Raw genomic sequence first — 19083 nt, forward strand, 5'->3', positions numbered from 1 at the left:
AAAGAGCATTCAATAGTCCCTATCCCCATCATTTCTAAGTTTTTCTACATAGCCAGAAATTGGACTCCTCATTTTAGGTTCTTTTAATTCAAAATCGTTTTTAGCAAAAATCCTCGCTATAGTTTGCCAATTGTCTGTTTTCCATTTTTTCGATTTAATAAAAGCGTGAAATTTTAGTGCTTCTATCTCTGGCCAACTATTTTGCTCAAAAAACAAAATGACTTCACTTTCGTTAAAAAATAAGACAGGCTGTTTATTTAAGTTTTCTTTTGTTTTATGTTTATAAGAAGATACCAAATTTTGGCTAGGTTTTGGAACGCAGTTGTCCAAATTTTGGACCTTCAGTGTACTAGAGGTTGTACCACTTTTGGGACAAGCTCTGGTCATCTTAATCTTAGAACCTCTTGATGGATGGTATGATGGATAGTAGGTAAGATATCCCCAAGCATCTAAATCTCGCAAATGATTATGATACGTTGTTTTTGATTTAATCTTTGCGCGCTCCATTATAAACTCCCGATTTATGGTTAAGGTCTCTTTGAAAAATTTTTTATTCCATAAATAGAAGAAGGCAAGGTATAATGTGATATGTCCTTGTTTAATACGTTCATCGTTATTGAATATTTCCAATATAGTATTGAGGTGAATAATGTAGTTTACACTTTTCATTACACATCATCATTGTTATTCAAATATTTCTTTTCGCGAAAGCGAACGTCTTTCTCCAGATAAGGGTCATTTTTCTCCACCATTCGTACTTTCTTCTTTGGTTCAGCTTGTTCAAAAAGTGATTGTAGCATTGCTACTGTCGGTTTGGTCTGGTTCTTTTCAATGTCTTTCATTATGGCAATCATTCCATTCATTCGTTTTTTAATAAGAAGTGAAATCCGCTTCTCTAATGTCTCCATATTTGGTCCCATAGACTCTGTTGGTGAAATACAGTTTTCTTCAAAAAACTCAATCATAACCAATAAGGTCATCGATTTTGAAAGTGACATTTCTTTACAAAATTTATTGAACTTAGCTGCTACAGAAGCTTTAATACTTAAGCTCTTAAATTGCTCTTTTTCATATCCTTTGTCCATTTTTCCGTGAAAAATTTGTTGTCCTTGTCTAGTTGTGAGCGTTTTTCCGTGAAAAACAACACTTCAATTTTTAAAACACAAAACAATAAATCGTTGTCAAGCACTTATTTTACTGGTGTTTTGAAAAAAACTGAATATTGTAACATCGCGCCAGCGTGTTACCCTCTTGCTATACAATCCCTCCATTTAATTTCGGGTTTGCAGTACTTTTTATCTAAAGCTAAAAAGCCTAAGAGGTGTTAAACTACACCTTGCATTTTTTAAGAAAAATCTAATCAACTTTTTAAAGTATTCGTAATAAATACTGGAGACCATTGATATTACTTAATAATGATTATGAGCATATTAGGTCAATAGTTAAGCCAATTATATATGGTTTAGATTGGTGTCAATTAGTTGCCACAATGGCATTTATCTGCATACTTATTATATCTTGAGCGTTTTCCTTTTCTTTTAGCTCAAAAAGCAGGGATTTGATACGTTTTGCTATCTATTTATTAGGTAAGATTGAGATGAAAGTAGCCGATGATGATTTAATATCTACTTACTTCCCATAGCGCCATCGCTGTTACCTTTTCAGTAACTGACACTAAAATTTTGAGGGAATAAGAACTTATAAAAGTGAGTGCGCGAACGGTTATGCAGTTCGTTTCGGGCAGAATTTTACAACTTTGTGAAGTGAAAGGTGTAAGTGAAATTAATTAGCGGACTCTATTTCAAAGTTGATAGGGTTCTATTCAGATGTAGTTCGTTTGTTCGACTTAATAGCGACTGAAAGTAATGATAGCTACTTTGAAATTGTGTCCAAGATTATTGTGAATGAAGCTCTTTTCCTGAAATGTAGCTTTTCGCGAAGTTTAGGAAAATGTGCTGAGAGGATACACTTTAAAAATAAACCAAAACCAGAGACATCTTCTCGAAGAGTAAAATATTTAAAATAAATTTTTAACTTACCAAATATTAAAAAATATCCGATTTGAAATTTTGATTACAACTTTATTCTCTGCTATACTTGCCTCTATACTTCACGTTATTTCTGGACCAGACCATTTAGCCGCAGTAACACCTTTAGCTATTTCTTCTCAGCGTAAAGGATGGAAAATAGGATTAGTATGGGGGATTGGGCATTTATTAGGAATGCTTTTAATTGGAATTCTATTCCTACTTTTTAAAGAAGTAATTCCGGTAGATGCAATTTCTGCATATAGTGAACAATTAGTAGCTATAGTTTTGATTGTGGTTGGACTATGGGCTTTTTATCGCATTTTTAAAGAAAAGAAAAAACATCATCATCCACATACGCATAGCGATGGAGAAACTCACATTCACACGTATACATCATCAGCCGAATCGCATACCCATAAAAAGAAAATTAAACAAAACACATTATCCTCTTTAGGTATTGGTTTTCTTCACGGACTTGCTGGAGTAGCGCATTTTATCTTATTACTTCCGGTATTAGCATTTGATACTAAATTAGAAGGCATTCAATATATTATTGGTTTTGCGATTGGAACAGTACTAGCTATGACAGTTTACGCGCTTATACTTGGAAGCATTGCTTCCTACTCTAAAAAAGCAAATGACCCGATATTTTTCAAAGGTATTCGATTTGCGGGTGGTTTATTTGCCGTAGTTATTGGGATATACTGGTTATATCTCACCTTTTAAGTCGCAAATAACCAAGCGGTGATTACCTGTATCTGCCATAAATAGGGTGTTTCCTTCTGTGGTTATTGAGAATGGCCAGTAAATTGCACTTTGCGTACCGTGCATATTACCTTTAAACTCGCTACTGGTTGTGAAATTTTCTCTGCCTATAACCGCTTTCGCGAAAGCGTTATTTTCCTCTGGTATCGTATCAAAATATAGAATTCGGCTATTACCTGTATCATTAATGAGGATACCATCCTTGTAAAAACAGGCATCGTATGTCCAATTTAACGTATTTGCTTCTGGAGCAAGTCTAAATTGATTTTGCCCACACGCATCAAAATTATCTTGCCCAATAATAATATCAGCTGGTTTTGAAAGTGCATCTTCTTTAGAATTCCAAATAAGCACGCGGTAAAACTGCGTATCTGCAACTGCCATTTGACCTTTGCTATTTAGTTTAATTGAATAGGGCCAGATAGGGTCATCGTTATTATAATCTCGGGTAGTGAATGCAGGTTTCCCTATTACTTCATCAGCAGGAGTATAATTTTCTTTCGGAATAGTCTTATAGAAAAGAATGCGCCTATTTCCCGTATCTGCAACCCAGAGGCTTTGTCCGTCAGAAAACAAGCCATAAGGCCAATTTAGTGTTTGAGATGTTGGGTCATTTCCGATACCTTTTACATTGGGTAGATTAGTTCTAAAATGAGGTTGTCCCAAAACAACATCTGCAGGCTGTCCATTAGATGTAGGAAGGGTATGCCATATAAGTACGCGATGATTCCAAGCATCAGCAACGATTAATTGTTCGCCATCGCTCCAAATACCTGAAGGATACTGTAATGTATTTGCCGTAACATCTCCTCCAGAATTGCGACCACTATCTGCCACTTCTAGTTGTCCTAAAACAACATCGGGTTCCTGAAATTCTGAAGTAGGTATCTTGTTCCAAATAAAAACTCGGTTTTGCCCCGTATCCGATACAAAGAGTTTATTCTTTGCGACAAAAACACCCCTTGGAGCCAAAAATGGTTTCGCTTCAGAACCTCTAAACAATCGTGCATTGGTAACGCGGTCACCTAGTGTGCTAAAATCCATAGGCTAACAGATTCTTGGTAATTGTTCCCCAGGCAACATACTTACCACACGTTTACCACCTATGGCACTTTCCATAATCACTTGTTTGGGATGCTCTTCGGTAACAGTTCCAATAATTTTTGCATTTCCGCCATTTTTATCTTTATGTAGTGCTTCTAGAAAATCATTTGCGATAGACGCATCTACAAAAGCTATAAAAAGTCCCTCATTTGCGACATAAATAGGGTCTAAACCCAACAATTCACACGCGCTAGCTACTTGAGCGTCTATGGGTAATTTGCTATGCGCAATCTCTATCCCTAAGTTTATAGATTGAGCTGTTTCTTTTAATACGGTAGCTATACCACCACGAGTTGGGTCGGTGAGCAGGTGAATGTTTTCGCCATAACTTTCTATAAGGGACAAAATCGTATGATTAAGATTTGTGGAATCACTTAAAATTTCAGAATCAAACTCTAATCCTTCGCGTACAGACATTATGGCCATACCGTGTGAAGCGATATTACCACTAACGATAATTGAGTCGCCTACTTTTATATTTCTTGGCGCAATATTAGCTTTATAATGTATACTCCCGACACCAGAGGTATTGATAAAAATTTTATCACCCTTTCCTTTTTCTACAACTTTAGTATCTCCTGTTACCACGTGAACCCCTGCTTCCTCACAGGCTAATTTTATTGACACAAGAATATCCCAAAATTCAGACATTTTTAATCCCTCTTCTATAATAAAACTTAGGGATATATATTTAGGAATAGCACCGCACATAGCTAGGTCATTAACCGTTCCATTTACTGCTAATTCGCCTATGTTGCCGCCAGGAAAGAAGATGGGTGACACTAAAAAACTATCGGTTGAGAAGGCCATCTTTCCATCCATTTTAAAAATGGCTCCGTCGTGACGTTCATCAAGGATTGGGTTACTTAATAAGTCAAAAACACCACTATCTAATAATTTATTGGTAAGCACGCCACCACTACCGTGACCTAAGGTAATTACATCAAAGTCCAATTTAGGCATTGGGCATTGCAATTGCATTCGTATTTTTTTATCTGTCATTAAATAAATTGGATTTTAAGGGCTATGCTTCTACCAGTCCTGAGAAATGATAGTAGGCAGCACAAGCACCTTCACTACTTACCATAGGTGCTCCTAATGGATTCGTAGGTTTACATTTTTTACCAAATTGCGAACACTCAAAAGGTTTCTTTAAGCCTTTCATAATTTGACCAGAAATACAATCTGGGTTTTCAGGTGCTTCTTCAATCCGGATGCTGAATTTACGGTTAGCATCAAAAGCTTCATATTCGGGTCGCACTTGATACCCACTATCTGGAATTTCACCAATACCTCTCCATATTTGATTTTTTATTTCAAATACGGTGTGAATCATTTTTTGAGCATCAGGATTACCTTCTTCCTTTACGATACGTGCATATTGATTTTCAACTTGCGATTTACTTTCTTCTAATTGGCGTAATACCATTAATATGCCTTGTAAAACATCGAGTGGCTCAAAACCTGTTACTACGATAGGTACTTTATATTTCGCAGATAATGGATGGTATTCTGCATTACCCATTATAGTACACACGTGACCTGCTGCGAGAAAACCATCTATCTTACTTTCTTCATCATCGATAACCGCTTTTATGGCAGGTGGTACCAAAACGTGAGATGCTAATATGGAATAATTTTTAAGCTCTTTCCTGTGCGCGTGAATAACAGATAACGCATTTGCAGGTGCTGTGGTTTCAAAACCTACTGCAAAAAAAACGACTTCTTTATCTGGATTATCCTCTGCAATTTTAACTGCTTCTAGAGGTGAGTACAGAATGCGTACATCTGCACCTTCTGCTTTTGCTTCTAAAAGATTTTTACCAGATCCAGGTACACGAAGCATATCACCAAAAGAACATAAAATAACATTCTCGTTTAGCGCTAAATGAATGGCTTTATCAATAATATTCAAAGGAGTTACACATACTGGACAGCCTGGGCCGTGAATCATCGTCACCTCCTTGGGTAACATATCGATAATCCCGTTTTTAACTAGACTATGTGTTTGCCCGCCGCAAACCTCCATAATAGACCAAGGTTGCGAAACTGTTTTTTTTATTTCTTCGAGATACTTTTTGGCAAGTTCTGGGTCTCGGTATTCTGACATATACTTCATAACTACTCCGATTTAGGTAAATATTCATCTACATCTGTGAGCTCTCCCAACTCTCCGAGCTCTTCTAAGTATTTAAAACTCTTTTGAGCCTCTTCTTCATTTACCTTACTGATAGCAACACCTACGTGGACTAACACATAATCTCCAATATCTGCATCAGGTAACATTTCTAGACTAGCTTCTTTTGAAATACCTCCAAAGGAGACTGTAGCCATTCGCACTGCACCGCCATATTGCAGTTCAATACTTTTTATTTTCCCTGGGATTGCTAAACACATAATTTATAGGATTTAATTCTTAATATTCTGAAAATACATCAGCTGTCCAAAAGAGATATTTTCATCGTTACTGGACAATTTACAATTTATTTTTAACACTTTTTTGTGGCTTTTGCAAAGTTTTGATAGTACTGAAACTAGCAAGGCATTTTGAAAAACACCTCCACTGCAGGCTATGATTGTTGTTTGATGCTTTCGCGAAAGTGTAATTATACTTTTTGCCAGTGTATAGATAAAGCTAAAAGCTAATCTTTCTTTACAAAATCCTTCTCTGTAGGCTTTTAAAACAGCCTCAGCAATCTTCTTACTTGGAATAGTATCATAGGGTATATTATGTAAAAAATCTATGTAATAACTTTTTGAATAGATGGAAGCACAATCTTCAAGTAACATTGCTGCTTCCGCTTCAAATGTATTACTATCACAAAGCCCTAGAGCCGAAGCTACAGCGTCGAATAGTCTACCAACTGATGATGTTTTTAAATTGTTTGATAAAAGCATTTTATTGTAAATAGTCCACTCTGTTGACGTGAATTTGTCTTTTATCTGTTCCTTGTTTTCTTCGCCAAGTAAACTTAATAATGAGATGCGAGGTTCTTTTGCCATTTTATCGTTTGCCAGCCAGTCATAATATTCAAAATGAGATACTCTTTCTATCGTATTATTTTCATATACGAAAAACTCACCTCCCCAAATAGCATTGTCATCACCATAACCTGTTCCGTCCCATACGACCCCCAATATTTTTTCTTCGGAATCGAACAATTTATGCTCGCCTAAAACACTTGCAAAATGTGCTTTGTGATGCTGAATTTTGTGTGTTTCTGCCTTGTATTGTTGGGTCATTTCAGAACCTAAAAGACTACTTTGATATGCAGGGTGCGTATCTACAAGAATCGTTTTAGGTCGACAATTAAAGACCTGTAATTGTTGGTCTAACGTTTTTTTGAAGCGTGTTGCTACATCATAATTATCAAGATTTCCAAAATATTGACTCACATAGATATGGGCATTGGGCACAAGCGTAAATGTGCTTTTTAAATGTGCTCCCATCGCCAACGTCCCAGATTCAATTTGCGTATTGTCCTCCATATAATTTGGAGCAAAACCTCTAGAACGTCTTAAAATATGTTGTGTGTTCTCGTGAAACTTAACAACAGAGTCATCCTGAGGAAATTGAATATCTAAATTATGATTCACAAAATAATTGGCAATAGTGTGAAGCGATTTTTGAGCAATAGCATTCTCAGAAATAATAGGGGAGCCGTGTATATTTCCACTAGTACAAACCATAGGGCGACCTACATTTGTGCTCAATAAAAAAAGTAGTGATGACGAAGGTAGCATTACACCTGTTTGATTCATCTTTGGTGCAATGATGTGAGTTGCTATGGTAGTTGCTTCTGTATTTTTAAGAATGACAATAGGTGCTATGGTATTAGTAAGTCCTTCAATTTCTTTAGTGTCCAGCTCATATTCTTCTCTAATTTTTTCAATGCTGGAATACAAAACTGCAAATGGTTTGTTAGGACGCTTTTTATTTGCGCGTAAACGAGCGATTACATTTTCATTTGTAGCGTCACAGCATAGCACATATCCATTTGTGTTTTTAATAGCAACAATGCTTCCTTCTAAAATTAAACTTGCTGTTTTTTCAATAATTTTATTTTGGCTAACATTAAGCGTTTTTCCTATACTATCCGTTAGCTGTAATTGTATACCACAATCTACACAACTATTGGTTTGTGAATGAAATCTTCTGTCATTTGGGTCTTTGTATTCCTTTTCACAACTTGCGCACATTGTAAATGATGTGAGCGAAGTATTGTCACGTTCAAAAGGAAATTGTTTTGTAATGGCATATCGTGGCCCACAATGTACGCAGGTTGTAAACAGATAGTTATAACGCCTATTCTCGGGATTAGAAATTTCGGTTTTACAATGTTCACAAACCCCAAAATCTGGTGTCAGTGGGATATTAATCGCTTCAGAAACACTTGACGCTTTGATTTGAAAACCAGTAAAGGATTCTAGCGGAATTTCTTCTATTGAATGCCTATTAATTTTTGAAACAGGCGGAGCATTTTCTACTATAGTTTTTAAAAACTGCTGCGCAGTTTCTTGAGAAGTCGTTACGCAGATTTCTACACCATTTTCATTATTGGTTACATATCCATCTAAAGTAAATTGCTTCGCTAAATTGAAGACAAAAGGACGAAATCCAACACCTTGAACACGTCCTTTAATCTGTATGTGATATGTTTTTTGATGCAATACTTAGGCTTTCTTTTTTGCTTTTACTTTTTCTACTAACCAGTCACACCAAGCATCAATACCTTCTCCACTCGTAGATGATATTTGTAGTACCTCTAACTCGTGATTTACTTCACGAGCGTCCTTAGTTACCGCTTCTACAGAAAATGGAACGTATGGTAACAAATCTGATTTAGAAACTAGCATCATGTCACTAGTTAAGAACATTCTAGGATATTTCCTTGGTTTATCATCTCCTTCGGTAGTTGCCATAAGCGTAACACGGTAGTCTTCTCCAAGGTCGAAAGAAGCTGGGCATACTAGGTTTCCTACATTTTCAATAAAAAGTAAATCGATGTCTTCTAGTTTGTACTCTGGCAATACTTGATGAATCATTTGAGCTTCTAAATGGCAAATTCCTCCTGTAACTATTTGAAGAGCTTGTATACCAGTTTCTCGAATGCGCTCTGCATCTCTTTCGGTTTCTAAATCTCCTACCATTACAGCCATCTTGATTTTGTCTTTTAAACGACGTGCGGTTTCTTGCATCAAAGTAGTTTTACCACTTCCTGCAGACGATGTAATGTTGACTAAAAGCGTTTTGCTTTTTACCATCTCTTTTTTAATAATGTCTGCTACAAAGTCGTTTGCCTTTAGCAGATTTATATTGGTATTTTCACACTGTACAGTGCCGCGAGCGGCTTTTGTTGATTTTTCTATACTCATAATTTATTGTATTTTTTTTGAGGTGTTTCTTTTAAAAAATAGTTGTATGCAATTGTTAGCGCAAGTACGAATAAGCAAGCTACGACACCTATCCCTACATTATAATACGTCTCTGCAGAGAGTGAAATACGGATAAGAATGGTTGCTAAAACAAATGCAGAATATCTAAATATACGATAGTAATTAAGCGTGTATCGCAAGGCGATTAAAACGATAATAATATCACTAAAAATAAGAACAGTATAAAAGGTTTGAAACGAATGTAGGTAACTTCCTGTAGACAATAACATTTTCAAGTCATTAACTCCTACGGCAGCAAAAGTCACTAAAAGCAACAGTGCTAATAGTTTTTTTAGACGAATAAACTGCGTTTGGTCTTGTTCTGTAGAGGTTAATTTATAACGTTTTTGGAGTGAACCTGTAAAACTAATTAGTGCAAAAATGATGATTGCTCCAAAACCGTATACTACCATTGGTATCAAAGAATCTTTCATTACACTCCATTCAAAATTAATTCCGATATGGCTGAACTCTTTAAAGCCATCTCTTAGAAAAATGAGTGAAAGTAACTCAAATTGTTTACTTACTGATTTAGCAACAGACTGGGGCAGTATAAATATGAGTCCAAATAATTCAATGATTAAAAGTAGGGTAAACACAATCTCAATAGAAAAAAAGGGATTTTCGAATTTCTCTTGATAGTTTCCTAAGGTAATATAGTCTGAAATCGCTAAAACGCTTAATAACGAACAAACAATAAATACAGTAACAAGAACATAACTGGTAGTATAAAGACTGTTTTTACTTTCGTAAAAGTCTTTACTCCAATTAAAAATTGGTTCTGCATATATCAGCGTTTTTTTAAGCATTTTTTAATCATCAAATTCTACTTTGTGAATGAGCATCTCTTCGCCTTGAATCACATTTTTACTGGGCTTCTCACACTTTTCGCAGATAAATCTATAGTTCTTTACATCTGTTATATGGTCGCAACTTTCACATTGTATTTTCAATTCTACCATCTCAATATGTAATTTTGAGTGATGATACTTGGGATTAGTCATATGAGAAGCTTCATAAGCATTTAGTAAAAGACGCGGCTCAATGTTAGAGAGGATGCCCACTTTCACATAAATACCTGTCATTTTATTTAGCTTTTCTTGTTCAAACTCTTGTTCAAGGGTTCTAAATATTCCGTTGACTATTGAGGTTTCGTGCATCTTTAGTTTAAAATTGTTTTTAGGTTTTTAAGTTGGTTTAAATGCTGATTTGCCTGCGCTATTAAATTTTCATCATTAATAATCTGAGCAATAGATGTTGCTTTTTCAACCATTTGATTGTATTTCTCACGTTCAGAAGCTTCATCTTCATTATGCATTAACCAATATAATTCAAGCTGATTTAATAAAGTTAATGCTCTTTCAAAGGGATATTCTTTTGCGGTTCTAACAGTAAGTGCATCTTCAAATAAACCAAAGGCTTTATCTAGATTGTTGTGTAATTTAGCTTCAGGAAAATTCATCAAAGCTGTGGCATAATTGTGACTAGCCATTGCGTTTTCATAAGGATAGGCTTCCTTGGTGTAAAAAGCTAATACCTCTTTAAATGAAGAAGCACAAAATGCTGTCCAAATTGGTTTTTCTTCTGGTGATACAGGAATTTCAGAATAAATAAGCGCTAAATTGTGATGTATGTCTGCAAACTTTTGAGGATGCGTATCTCTTTTAAATATTTTTAAAACGTCCTGAAACGCATTAATTGCTGGCTTGTAATACTGTGGGCTTCCATTTTTGGACCAGGTGTATAATAAAGTAGCCTTGCGCAATCCTGCTTCGCCTAAAAATTCTGGAATATCTGCTTCTTTGAAGTAGAGAATGGCTTTAGTAATATAGTTTTTTGAAGTAATAAAATCCTTCTGATAATTGGCTATTTCAGAAGCATCAACATACACTAAACCTGCATTCACTTTTAATCCTTTGTCTTCATAAAATGCAATACTAGCTAGTTGTAATTCTTTTATTTCATTTAAAACTGATGTATCATACGGGAGTTTTAGTTGTGCCATTAATACTGTTGCTAACTGCGTAGTCATAGCATTTTTTGCTTCCTCAGATATAGCCTTGGGTGAAGAAATACGTAGTATCTTCTCAGCTTCTGACAGCATATTGTTATCTATCAAAAGATTTACAAAATGCTTGATGGTGAACAAGCGATGTTCATCATTGGTAGCACTCGCAATTGCTTCGGCATATAGACCTTTTAGCGCATTTACGTCTTTAGGGGTTGTATTATTCCTGTATTGCAAAATGATACAGTGGTTGTGAGAAGATTCCGCTTTCGCGAAAGCGCACATCTCCTCACTAATCTCGTAACCAAATTGTAGATGTGTAGCAATTAATAAATGATTGTACAGTTCGCTTTCTTCAGAAATAAATTCGAATGCCTTTTGATGATTTCCTAATTTGTAAAAAACCATTGCTAGTAAATTCATTTCGGAAAAAGGAATCCTAGGAATGATATAAGGCGGTTCGGTATCGTGCCAATCTAGAGAGGAAGTTATGATATCTCCTGAAACATATAGTATTTTATTAGAAATGCTGATTGCGTTTTCATCGCTTTGAATTTCAACAAGTTCATCTAATCGCTCTACAGAAGCTATAGCTGATTTTATGGTTTCCTGAACATTAGTTTTTGTCAAAATTGTAAGCATCTTTATCTACTTTTTGTGTTCCTCTAATATCTTTAGCAGCTGTTTGTTGCATATGTGACGCATATATCTCCGCTAGTCTTTTTGTTCTGTAATCTCCTATTTTTCTAATCAATAGTTGATTAGGGTCCGCTGTATTTACAAATACTAATGAAACTTCCCAACGCCCCTTTATATGGTCAATTTTAGTGCGTACTTCTGCATCTAGTAACCAGGCGTCCTTTGGGTCATTCCGTTTTTCCATCACATATCAATTTTAATAAGGTTTGTCTTCTCTACAACTTCATAGTGTAATACCCTGTCACTCGTATCTAAGTCATTATCTATTAAAATTTCTCTAATAGCCAATGTCCTGTCTCCTTTCAAATTTCTAGATTTTAAAAGAAACTGGGTAGGCTCGTGCATTTTAACAAACCACTGGCTACTTACTGGCGTAATCAACATTTTGCCTTGCGCAACCACATAAGTAACATACGCATAGTGGATGTTATCAAATACCTTGTCAACCAAAGAGGCATCGAGATAGACGTGTGATGATTTTAAAGTAACAAGTTCTTTCACTAAGCACTGGCTAGTTTTATATCTTCTAAAATATGTTGCACTACTTTATCTCCCGCTGTTTGTACTTCTTTGCTTAATACGGTATCTAACTTTGTGTTTTCTACAGCTATTAAATACACTTGAATGTCCTTTGGATAATCATCGCCTAAAATCTTTTTAGCATACGATAGTGCCTGGTCCCATTTCATACCGTGAAGAAAAACCATTGGGTCATCTTGCGGTGCTCTTAGTACTTCTTCGGCTGGCACTTTAAACAATGTTCCTACAGGTTCATTGGTATTAATAACGGCATCTACCATAATAATTTTCGAATGCCCTTTTAACCCAAAAAGTACTTCGAAGGCAGCTGTTCCCATATCCATAATACTTATATCCTCTTGCTTGCCAAGTGTTTTTTGAAGTTCTTCAATGACATACATTCCTATGCCATCGTCACTTCTAACTGGATTTCCAAAACCCATTATTGCTGTTTTCATTCTCTCTTTTTCTCTAATACTAAAAACTTTCCCGAAGAATATCTCCAGGAAAGCTTTCTATAAGTAATTAATTTATATGTGCTTACAGCTTGAACCTCGATAGTTCTACTCCTGTATTTTGGTCGTGTGCGTGTACTGTGCATACCAGACAGGAATCAAATGAACGTGCAACTATACCTACTTCTACTGGGTCGCTTGGGTCTTCTATATCAATACCTTCTAAAGCAGCTTCGATAGGCCCAGGATTGCCGTTGGCATCATTAGGTCCTACATTCCAAGTAGTAGGTGCCATCACTTGATAGTTCTTTATAACACCATTTTTAATTTCTATCCAGTGTGCCAATGCTCCACGTGCAGCTTCCGTAGCTCCAAAACCTTTTCCGTCTTTTTCAACAGGCTTCGTATAGAAAGGTGCATCTAAATCAATTTCAGAAAGCCATTGCTCAATAAATTTATATAAACGTGGTGCTTCGTGGACTCTTGCTAATACTCTTGTAAAAACACTAGGTCCCATCTTTTTCATTATATCTCCAAATAATGGGTCTTGTATTTGATGGTCTTTATTTGCTGGATTAGCATTCATTACACAACGTGCTAATGGACCTGTCTCTGCAGCGTGACCATCATAGCGCGGTGCTTTAGACCAACTATATTGTCCATCAAAATCTGTGTGATGTAAAGGTTGCGATTTTGCAGGTGTTGGTAATGGCTCTTCCCAAGGATGTAAACCATCTTCTTGATTGTCATACCAAGAATGTTTTACGTGCTCACTTACCTTCATATGGTCGAACTCGTGATAATTTTCTCCATCGAAGAAACCACTTGAACTAATAAGGGCATCATTTCGTCCTTCGATAGTTGGATTATTATATCTGTCTTTATGTAAATAGGTTCCTGTTGCAAGAAATTTGCCCACACCTTGTCCAAATTTGTCTAAACCAAATTCAATTCCCGCTCTAATTAAAAGTCCTAAATCACTATTTTTTTGTGACTCATTTTCTTCAACCCAAGCAAGCATATCATCCCAAGATTTTATCTCAAGATAACGCTCTATAGAACAGCCTAACCATACGGTTTCTAGCCAATCATTTTTAAACTGTGTCATAATCGCGTGAGCTCTCGTGACATCTTTAAGCGTTGGTGCACACATTACTCCACCTGGCACCATATAACTTGAGTGAGGCCATTGACCGCCAAATAAGGCATATACTTGTACTGGTAATCCACTAGCCGTTAAACCTATTTGAAAGGTTTCTCCAACGTAAGCAGACCATCTTTTTACCACCTCTTTATATAGTGGCTGATTTGCATATTTTTTATTTGCTAAATCTGTAGCAAAAATGGCATAATACCATCTTGGTATACTTTGTATCGTCTCAGTTGCTTGACCAATCGCTCTTAGGAGCAATGCATTTGGAGTTAACTTTGTACCCCAAGCTGTATCTAGTGCAGAGGAAGCACAATACAAGTGTGAACCTCCACAAATTCCACAAATACGAGGTGTTACAATAAGACCTGATTGCGGGTCTTTGCCTTCCATTATTTTCTCAAACCCTCTAAACATTGCTGCTTGGGTATGGGCTCGTGTTACTTTACCGTTGTCGATATAAACTTTCACATCTAAATCTCCTTCAACACGTCCTACAGGTGATATATTTAATTCTTTTACTGACATTTTGTAGTTTGTTTAATTGATTATTTAGAAGCTTCTGTTATGCGTTTGTTTGTAGGCATTACTTTCTGGAAACCTGCTTCCATATAGTATGCTAACTTACTTCTTCCTTCTGGTACTTCTTTTGGGAATACACCCATATATTTCATCGTCTTAAATACGCTTCCTTTCATTAAATCATTGTGAGGGAAACCAGGCTCTGTACATCCTAAACAAGGATGGTTAGAGCGTGTTTTACTAGACTGTCTATTCCATAATATATTATTACAACTTGCTCTCGTCATTGGTCCACGACAACCTACCTCGTAAAACAGACAACCACCTCGTTTACCGAAGTTACCATCTACTTTTTGAGCAAAGTTGGTAACGTTAGTACAACCATCTTGAACAAAATCTGTGAAGAATGTTTTTGGTCGGTGATATTCATCAATTAATACATCTCCAATTCTACCAACTGAAATCGCTACTAATATTTGGGTAATCCAATCTGGATGGGCAGGACATCCAGGAATATTTATTACAGGTAATCCTCCTTTGGACACATAATCTGCACCTAGGAATCCTCCTTTATTCTTTTTGAGAAATTGTAAACCCGTTGATTCACTAGGATTAGGAGCTACAGCAGGAATTCCACCCCAAGTAGCACAATCACCAATGGCAACTACATAACCAGCTACCTCTGATAATTCTTTAATCCAGTCCATCATTGGTCTATCGGCAAAGTAGTTCATTGTACCTGTATTATTAGGGCCCTGAATTAAAGACCCTTCATACACGAGAATATCCATTTGGACCTTTCCTGCTAGAATATCTTTAAGTAAATCTTGAACTTGGTCTCCAATTTGTAAGCCCGTAGTTGGGTGCCAGAGAATATTTAAACCGAAGTCTGTTATAAGTTCTACAACAGTTGGTTCTTCTGCATTAAGAAAAGACATTGTGTTGCCACTGCAAGCCCCTCCTTGTAACCATAAAACATTTGCCATATTTTACTTTGAAATTAAGATTAAGCATTAAATATAGAAAAAAAATTATACTGTTAAAATTTTATCAATGTGATAATTTTAGAGCTTATTATAATGGGAATAAATAATTTTTATGAGATTTTACTCTATGCTTTGATTTTACAAGGATAAAGTGATTTCAAACTAAAATATATTTTCTGCGAAATTTTTTTAAAAAATTATAGAATATTAATATTGATTAGTTCAATTTTATTTGAATCATTCTTCATCAAATAGAAGTAAATAAAATTAATTCATCAAAAGCAGTGTCAGAATACTGTTTCAATACTTTTGATTAAAAGTTAAGAGATTTATGTAATCTTATAATTTCAGAATTCACGTATGCAAGAAATTTACTCCCGAACCTAGATAAAAACATTCGAACCCTCGGAGTAAATGATTTTTAAATGTTAAAGTTTAAGAAAATGCAAAAATAATTTTGCGCCCAATTTGTTTCAAAATAATTTATTCAGATTTTGAAATTAAAGTAATTTTACATTAAAATCACTCTGTAAACTACTGTATTTCAATTGATTGTAAAATCGGTGTGTGATTCGGTGCGTAATTATAGTTTTTTTAAAATTAACTATCTGATTATCAGTATATTTAAATACAATGGATAGTCCCTCTTTCTCCGCGAAAAGTCCTTTAAAAGGCACCAAAAACCCTGTAAATCGTTGATTTACAGGGTTTTTCATTTTTATTGATTTCATTTAATATCAAATAATATCATTCTAAAAGGGGCTAATTCGGTGGAGGTTGAGTAAATCCAAAAAGGTCCACCAGATATTCATAAATAACTGATAATAAGTTTCTTACAATAATTATTAATTGTGATTTTTTGATTAAATTAAAGCAAATTTAAGCTCAAAATTATGTCACGTCCACTTTCCCTTCTATTTTTCATCAAAAAAAGTAAAGTAAATTCTGCAGGTAAGACTACGATTTTCCTGAGAATAACACTTGACAGCCGTCGGTCAGAATTTAGCGTCCACCGAAAAGTCCACCTTGACTTGTGGAACTCTCGAACCCAACTAGTGATGGGAAACTCTGCTGATGCTCAAGAAATCAATAGACATTTAAGCGATATAAAAAATAGAATTTATTCGATTCAGAGGAATTTTGAACAGGACAAAGCTTCTTATTCCGCTTCTGATATGCGCGATGTACTATTGGGCAAGGACAAAATAAAAAAAATGCTCCTAGAAATATTCCAGGAACATAATGATGAAGTCGAAAGTCTTATAGGCAAGGGTTTCTCCCCTGGTACAGCGGAACGCTATCGCACCTGTAAAAAACACGTCACGGAATATATTAGGAAGAAGTACAAGAAAAATGATATTCCGGTCCAAGATGTGGACCACAAGTTCATTACAGGCTTCGAATACTACCTTAAAATGACCCGTAAGTGTGCGCATAACTCCGCAATTAAATATATTACCAATTTTAAAAAAATCATTCGCATAGCTTATGCGAATGATTGGATCGATAAAGACCCTTTTGTAAATTGGAAGGGAAAGCTGAAAATTGTTGAGCGTGAATTTTTAACCGAAGGGGAGATTCAACGTATTATCGATTTAAAATTTAAGATAAAACGCTTAGATCAAGTACGAGACATCTTTGTCTTTTGTTGTTTCACAGGCCTAGCCTATGCAGATGTTAAGAAACTGACCAATGCCGATATCGTAATAGGTTCAGACGGCGAGAAATGGATTAAAACCAGACGGACCAAAACCGATACTAGAAGTAATATTCCTATCTTACCCATTGCCCTGGCTATCATTGAAAAATACGAAGATGATGAGCTTTTGAAAGAAAAAGATTTGGTTCTGCCCGTACTGAGCAATCAAAAAATGAATTCGTATATTAAAGAAATTGCAGATTGCTGTGGTATTGTGAAGAACTTGACTTTCCACTTAGCCAGGCACACCTTTGCAACAACGGTGACGCTTACAAATGGGGTTCCTATAGAATCCGTTAGTAAAATGCTCGGTCATACGAATTTGCGAACCACGCAACATTACGCCAAGATTTTGGATATGAAAGTAGGAAAAGACATGGCAGTTTTAAGAAATAAGTTTATGTAAATCTTTAAAGTTGGTCTTCAAAATTTCTTTCAACCCTACTCTGAAGTTTTTTTAGATAGCCAGAAATTGGCGTGGTCAATTCTTGTTTACCTTCAATACCCTTCTCTACAAACTTTTTAGCTTGCGCTTTCCAGTTTTTGATGTTTAGACCTCCTCGTAGTTTCCAATTTTTTGATTCATAGTAGGCATAGAATTTTCTACCTTCCGTTTCCTGCCAATTATTCTCTCTAAAAAAAATTAAAACAGCCCGGCCATTTTTTGGTCTTTCCAGTTTATTTAAGTTTTCTTTTGTTTTATGTTTAAAAGAAGGTACCAGATTTTGGCCAGGTTCCGGTACGCTGCTGGCCAAATTTTGACGTGGAAGTGTCCCAGAGGTTGTACCACTACTTGTCCCGAAAATGGGAAGCCTTACTCTTGAGCCCCTTGCCGGATGAAAGGAGGGAAAGTAAACTAGATATCCCCAGTCGTTCAAATCCTTCAGATAATTGTGGTAAGTCGTTTTTGATTTGAACTTTGCCCTTTTCATTATGGCTGTCCTATTTATGGTCAAGGTCTTTTTAAAGTACTCCCTGTTCCATTTCTGGAAGAACGCCAGGTACAAGGTAATGTGCCCTTGTTTGACCCTATCGTCCTCGTTTAATTTTTCGAAGACGGCATTCAGGTGAGCGATGTAGTTCACTTTTTCCATCACATTCCCGTGATTTTGTTATCGTTATTTCTTTCTTGGTACCGTACCTGCTTTTTTTCTTTGAAGTACTTTTTCTCTACCATCATTGGCTTTTTGACCGGTTCGGTTTGTTCAAAGAGGGCATACAGCATTGCCGCCGTAGGTTTGGTCTGGGATTTTTCGATATCCTTCAGTATCGCGATCATTCCGTTCATGCGTTTCTTTATCAGCAAAGAAATCCTGTTTTCCAAGGTCTCCATCCGTGGTCCTAAATTCTCTGTCGGTGAAATTCCATTTTCTTCAAAAAAGTCCATCATCAGGAGTAATGTCATCGACTGGGACCTTGATAACATTTTACTAAATTTTCTAAAATGACCGGCTACTGAACTTTTAATCTTTAGTGTTTCAAATTCTTCTTTTTCATATCCCTTATCCATAGTTTTTAGTAAAATTGATGCCTATTCACGGCGGTTAACGATTGTTTTTACTAAAAAGCAGCGATAATCCATAGATTCAAAATATTGAATAAACCCTGTTAACCCATATAAACGTTAGGTTTATGGCAAAATCGAATAAACGAAACATAGCTTTAGCGTGTTACCCTCTTGCTATTCCCCCTTAGATTTGCATTGTTGTT

20 protein-coding genes are annotated in these 19083 nt (G+C 35.8%); 2 read left to right on the forward strand and 18 right to left on the reverse strand.

Annotated features, from left to right (window positions below):
* Positions 1-9: 9 nt before the first annotated feature.
* Together B2Z27_RS01935 and B2Z27_RS01940 are read right to left on the reverse strand one after the other, a co-directional pair.
* Positions 10-669 (reverse strand): hypothetical protein, encoded by a 660-nt coding sequence (locus B2Z27_RS01935; protein ID WP_114492132.1) that lies wholly within the window; start codon positions 667-669, stop codon positions 10-12.
* On the reverse strand, positions 669-1085 hold the full coding sequence (locus B2Z27_RS01940; protein WP_114492133.1) for a BfmA/BtgA family mobilization protein: 417 nt from the start codon (positions 1083-1085) through the stop codon (positions 669-671). The genes B2Z27_RS01935 and B2Z27_RS01940 overlap by 1 nt, the downstream gene beginning before the upstream one ends.
* A 984-nt stretch (positions 1086-2069) precedes the next feature.
* On the opposite strand from B2Z27_RS01940, the gene B2Z27_RS01945 reads away from it, so the two are divergent.
* Positions 2070-2756, forward strand: a complete 687-nt coding sequence (locus B2Z27_RS01945) for a sulfite exporter TauE/SafE family protein (protein ID WP_273292744.1) — start codon at positions 2070-2072, stop codon at positions 2754-2756.
* On the opposite strand, the gene B2Z27_RS01950 is transcribed toward B2Z27_RS01945, so the two are convergent.
* From B2Z27_RS01950 to B2Z27_RS02015, 14 genes are all read right to left on the reverse strand, one after another.
* The gene (locus tag B2Z27_RS01950) at positions 2739-3839 is read right to left on the reverse strand and encodes a hypothetical protein (RefSeq protein WP_273292742.1); all 1101 of its coding nucleotides are present in this window, start codon (positions 3837-3839) and stop codon (positions 2739-2741) included. The two genes, B2Z27_RS01945 and B2Z27_RS01950, sit on opposite strands and share 18 nt — an antisense overlap.
* A 3-nt stretch (positions 3840-3842) precedes the next feature.
* Complete coding sequence (gene hypE, locus B2Z27_RS01955; RefSeq protein WP_286812350.1) at positions 3843-4901, reverse strand: hydrogenase expression/formation protein HypE; 1059 nt, start codon at positions 4899-4901, stop codon at positions 3843-3845.
* A 22-nt stretch (positions 4902-4923) separates the two neighbouring features.
* On the reverse strand, positions 4924-6018 hold the full coding sequence (gene hypD / locus B2Z27_RS01960; RefSeq protein WP_273292739.1) for a hydrogenase formation protein HypD: 1095 nt from the start codon (positions 6016-6018) through the stop codon (positions 4924-4926).
* 2 nt (positions 6019-6020) lie between these two features.
* Positions 6021-6296: a HypC/HybG/HupF family hydrogenase formation chaperone gene (locus B2Z27_RS01965; RefSeq protein ID WP_273292737.1), complete on the reverse strand. Its 276-nt coding sequence runs from the start codon at positions 6294-6296 to the stop codon at positions 6021-6023.
* Positions 6297-6308: 12 nt separating this feature from the next.
* On the reverse strand, positions 6309-8570 hold the full coding sequence (gene hypF / locus B2Z27_RS01970; protein ID WP_286812352.1) for a carbamoyltransferase HypF: 2262 nt from the start codon (positions 8568-8570) through the stop codon (positions 6309-6311).
* Positions 8571-8573: 3 nt separating this feature from the next.
* Positions 8574-9275: a hydrogenase nickel incorporation protein HypB gene (hypB, locus tag B2Z27_RS01975; RefSeq protein ID WP_286812353.1), complete on the reverse strand. Its 702-nt coding sequence runs from the start codon at positions 9273-9275 to the stop codon at positions 8574-8576.
* The gene (locus B2Z27_RS01980) at positions 9272-10144 is read right to left on the reverse strand and encodes a hypothetical protein (protein ID WP_286812354.1); all 873 of its coding nucleotides are present in this window, start codon (positions 10142-10144) and stop codon (positions 9272-9274) included. The genes hypB and B2Z27_RS01980 overlap by 4 nt, the downstream gene beginning before the upstream one ends.
* 3 nt (positions 10145-10147) lie before the next feature.
* The gene (locus tag B2Z27_RS01985; RefSeq protein WP_286812355.1) at positions 10148-10495 is read right to left on the reverse strand and encodes a hydrogenase maturation nickel metallochaperone HypA; all 348 of its coding nucleotides are present in this window, start codon (positions 10493-10495) and stop codon (positions 10148-10150) included.
* 2 nt (positions 10496-10497) lie between these two features.
* Positions 10498-11985 (reverse strand): hypothetical protein, encoded by a 1488-nt coding sequence (locus B2Z27_RS01990; protein WP_286812357.1) that lies wholly within the window; start codon positions 11983-11985, stop codon positions 10498-10500.
* Positions 11960-12226: a hypothetical protein gene (locus B2Z27_RS01995; RefSeq protein WP_286812358.1), complete on the reverse strand. Its 267-nt coding sequence runs from the start codon at positions 12224-12226 to the stop codon at positions 11960-11962. The genes B2Z27_RS01990 and B2Z27_RS01995 overlap by 26 nt, the downstream gene beginning before the upstream one ends.
* Positions 12226-12492, reverse strand: coding sequence for a hypothetical protein (locus B2Z27_RS02000; protein WP_286812359.1), 267 nt, complete (start codon positions 12490-12492; stop codon positions 12226-12228). The genes B2Z27_RS01995 and B2Z27_RS02000 overlap by 1 nt, the downstream gene beginning before the upstream one ends.
* 50 nt (positions 12493-12542) lie before the next feature.
* Positions 12543-13019, reverse strand: a complete 477-nt coding sequence (locus B2Z27_RS02005; protein ID WP_286812360.1) for a hydrogenase maturation protease — start codon at positions 13017-13019, stop codon at positions 12543-12545.
* A gap of 82 nt (positions 13020-13101) precedes the next feature.
* Positions 13102-14637, reverse strand: a complete 1536-nt coding sequence (locus B2Z27_RS02010; protein WP_286812361.1) for a nickel-dependent hydrogenase large subunit — start codon at positions 14635-14637, stop codon at positions 13102-13104.
* Between the two features lie 77 nt (positions 14638-14714).
* Positions 14715-15674 carry a hypothetical protein gene (locus B2Z27_RS02015; RefSeq protein ID WP_286812362.1) on the reverse strand — a complete coding sequence of 320 codons (960 nt, stop codon included), beginning with the start codon at positions 15672-15674 and terminating at the stop codon, positions 14715-14717.
* 893 nt (positions 15675-16567) lie between these two features.
* Between B2Z27_RS02015 and B2Z27_RS02020 the strand changes: the two genes are divergently transcribed.
* Positions 16568-17779, forward strand: a complete 1212-nt coding sequence (locus tag B2Z27_RS02020) for a site-specific integrase (protein ID WP_027066583.1) — start codon at positions 16568-16570, stop codon at positions 17777-17779.
* Positions 17780-17783: 4 nt separating this feature from the next.
* On the opposite strand, the gene B2Z27_RS02025 is transcribed toward B2Z27_RS02020, so the two are convergent.
* A complete protein-coding gene (locus B2Z27_RS02025; RefSeq protein ID WP_116772255.1) occupies positions 17784-18467 on the reverse strand; it encodes a hypothetical protein in 684 nt (227 codons plus the stop codon).
* Positions 18467-18883 (reverse strand): BfmA/BtgA family mobilization protein, encoded by a 417-nt coding sequence (locus B2Z27_RS02030; RefSeq protein WP_027066584.1) that lies wholly within the window; start codon positions 18881-18883, stop codon positions 18467-18469. Before B2Z27_RS02030 ends, B2Z27_RS02025 begins: the two co-directional genes overlap by 1 nt.
* Positions 18884-19083: the final 200 nt, after the last annotated feature.

It is taken from the genome of Maribacter sp. UBA3344, from assembly GCF_002362375.1.
Classification (GTDB): Bacteria; Bacteroidota; Bacteroidia; order Flavobacteriales; family Flavobacteriaceae; genus Maribacter; species Maribacter dokdonensis.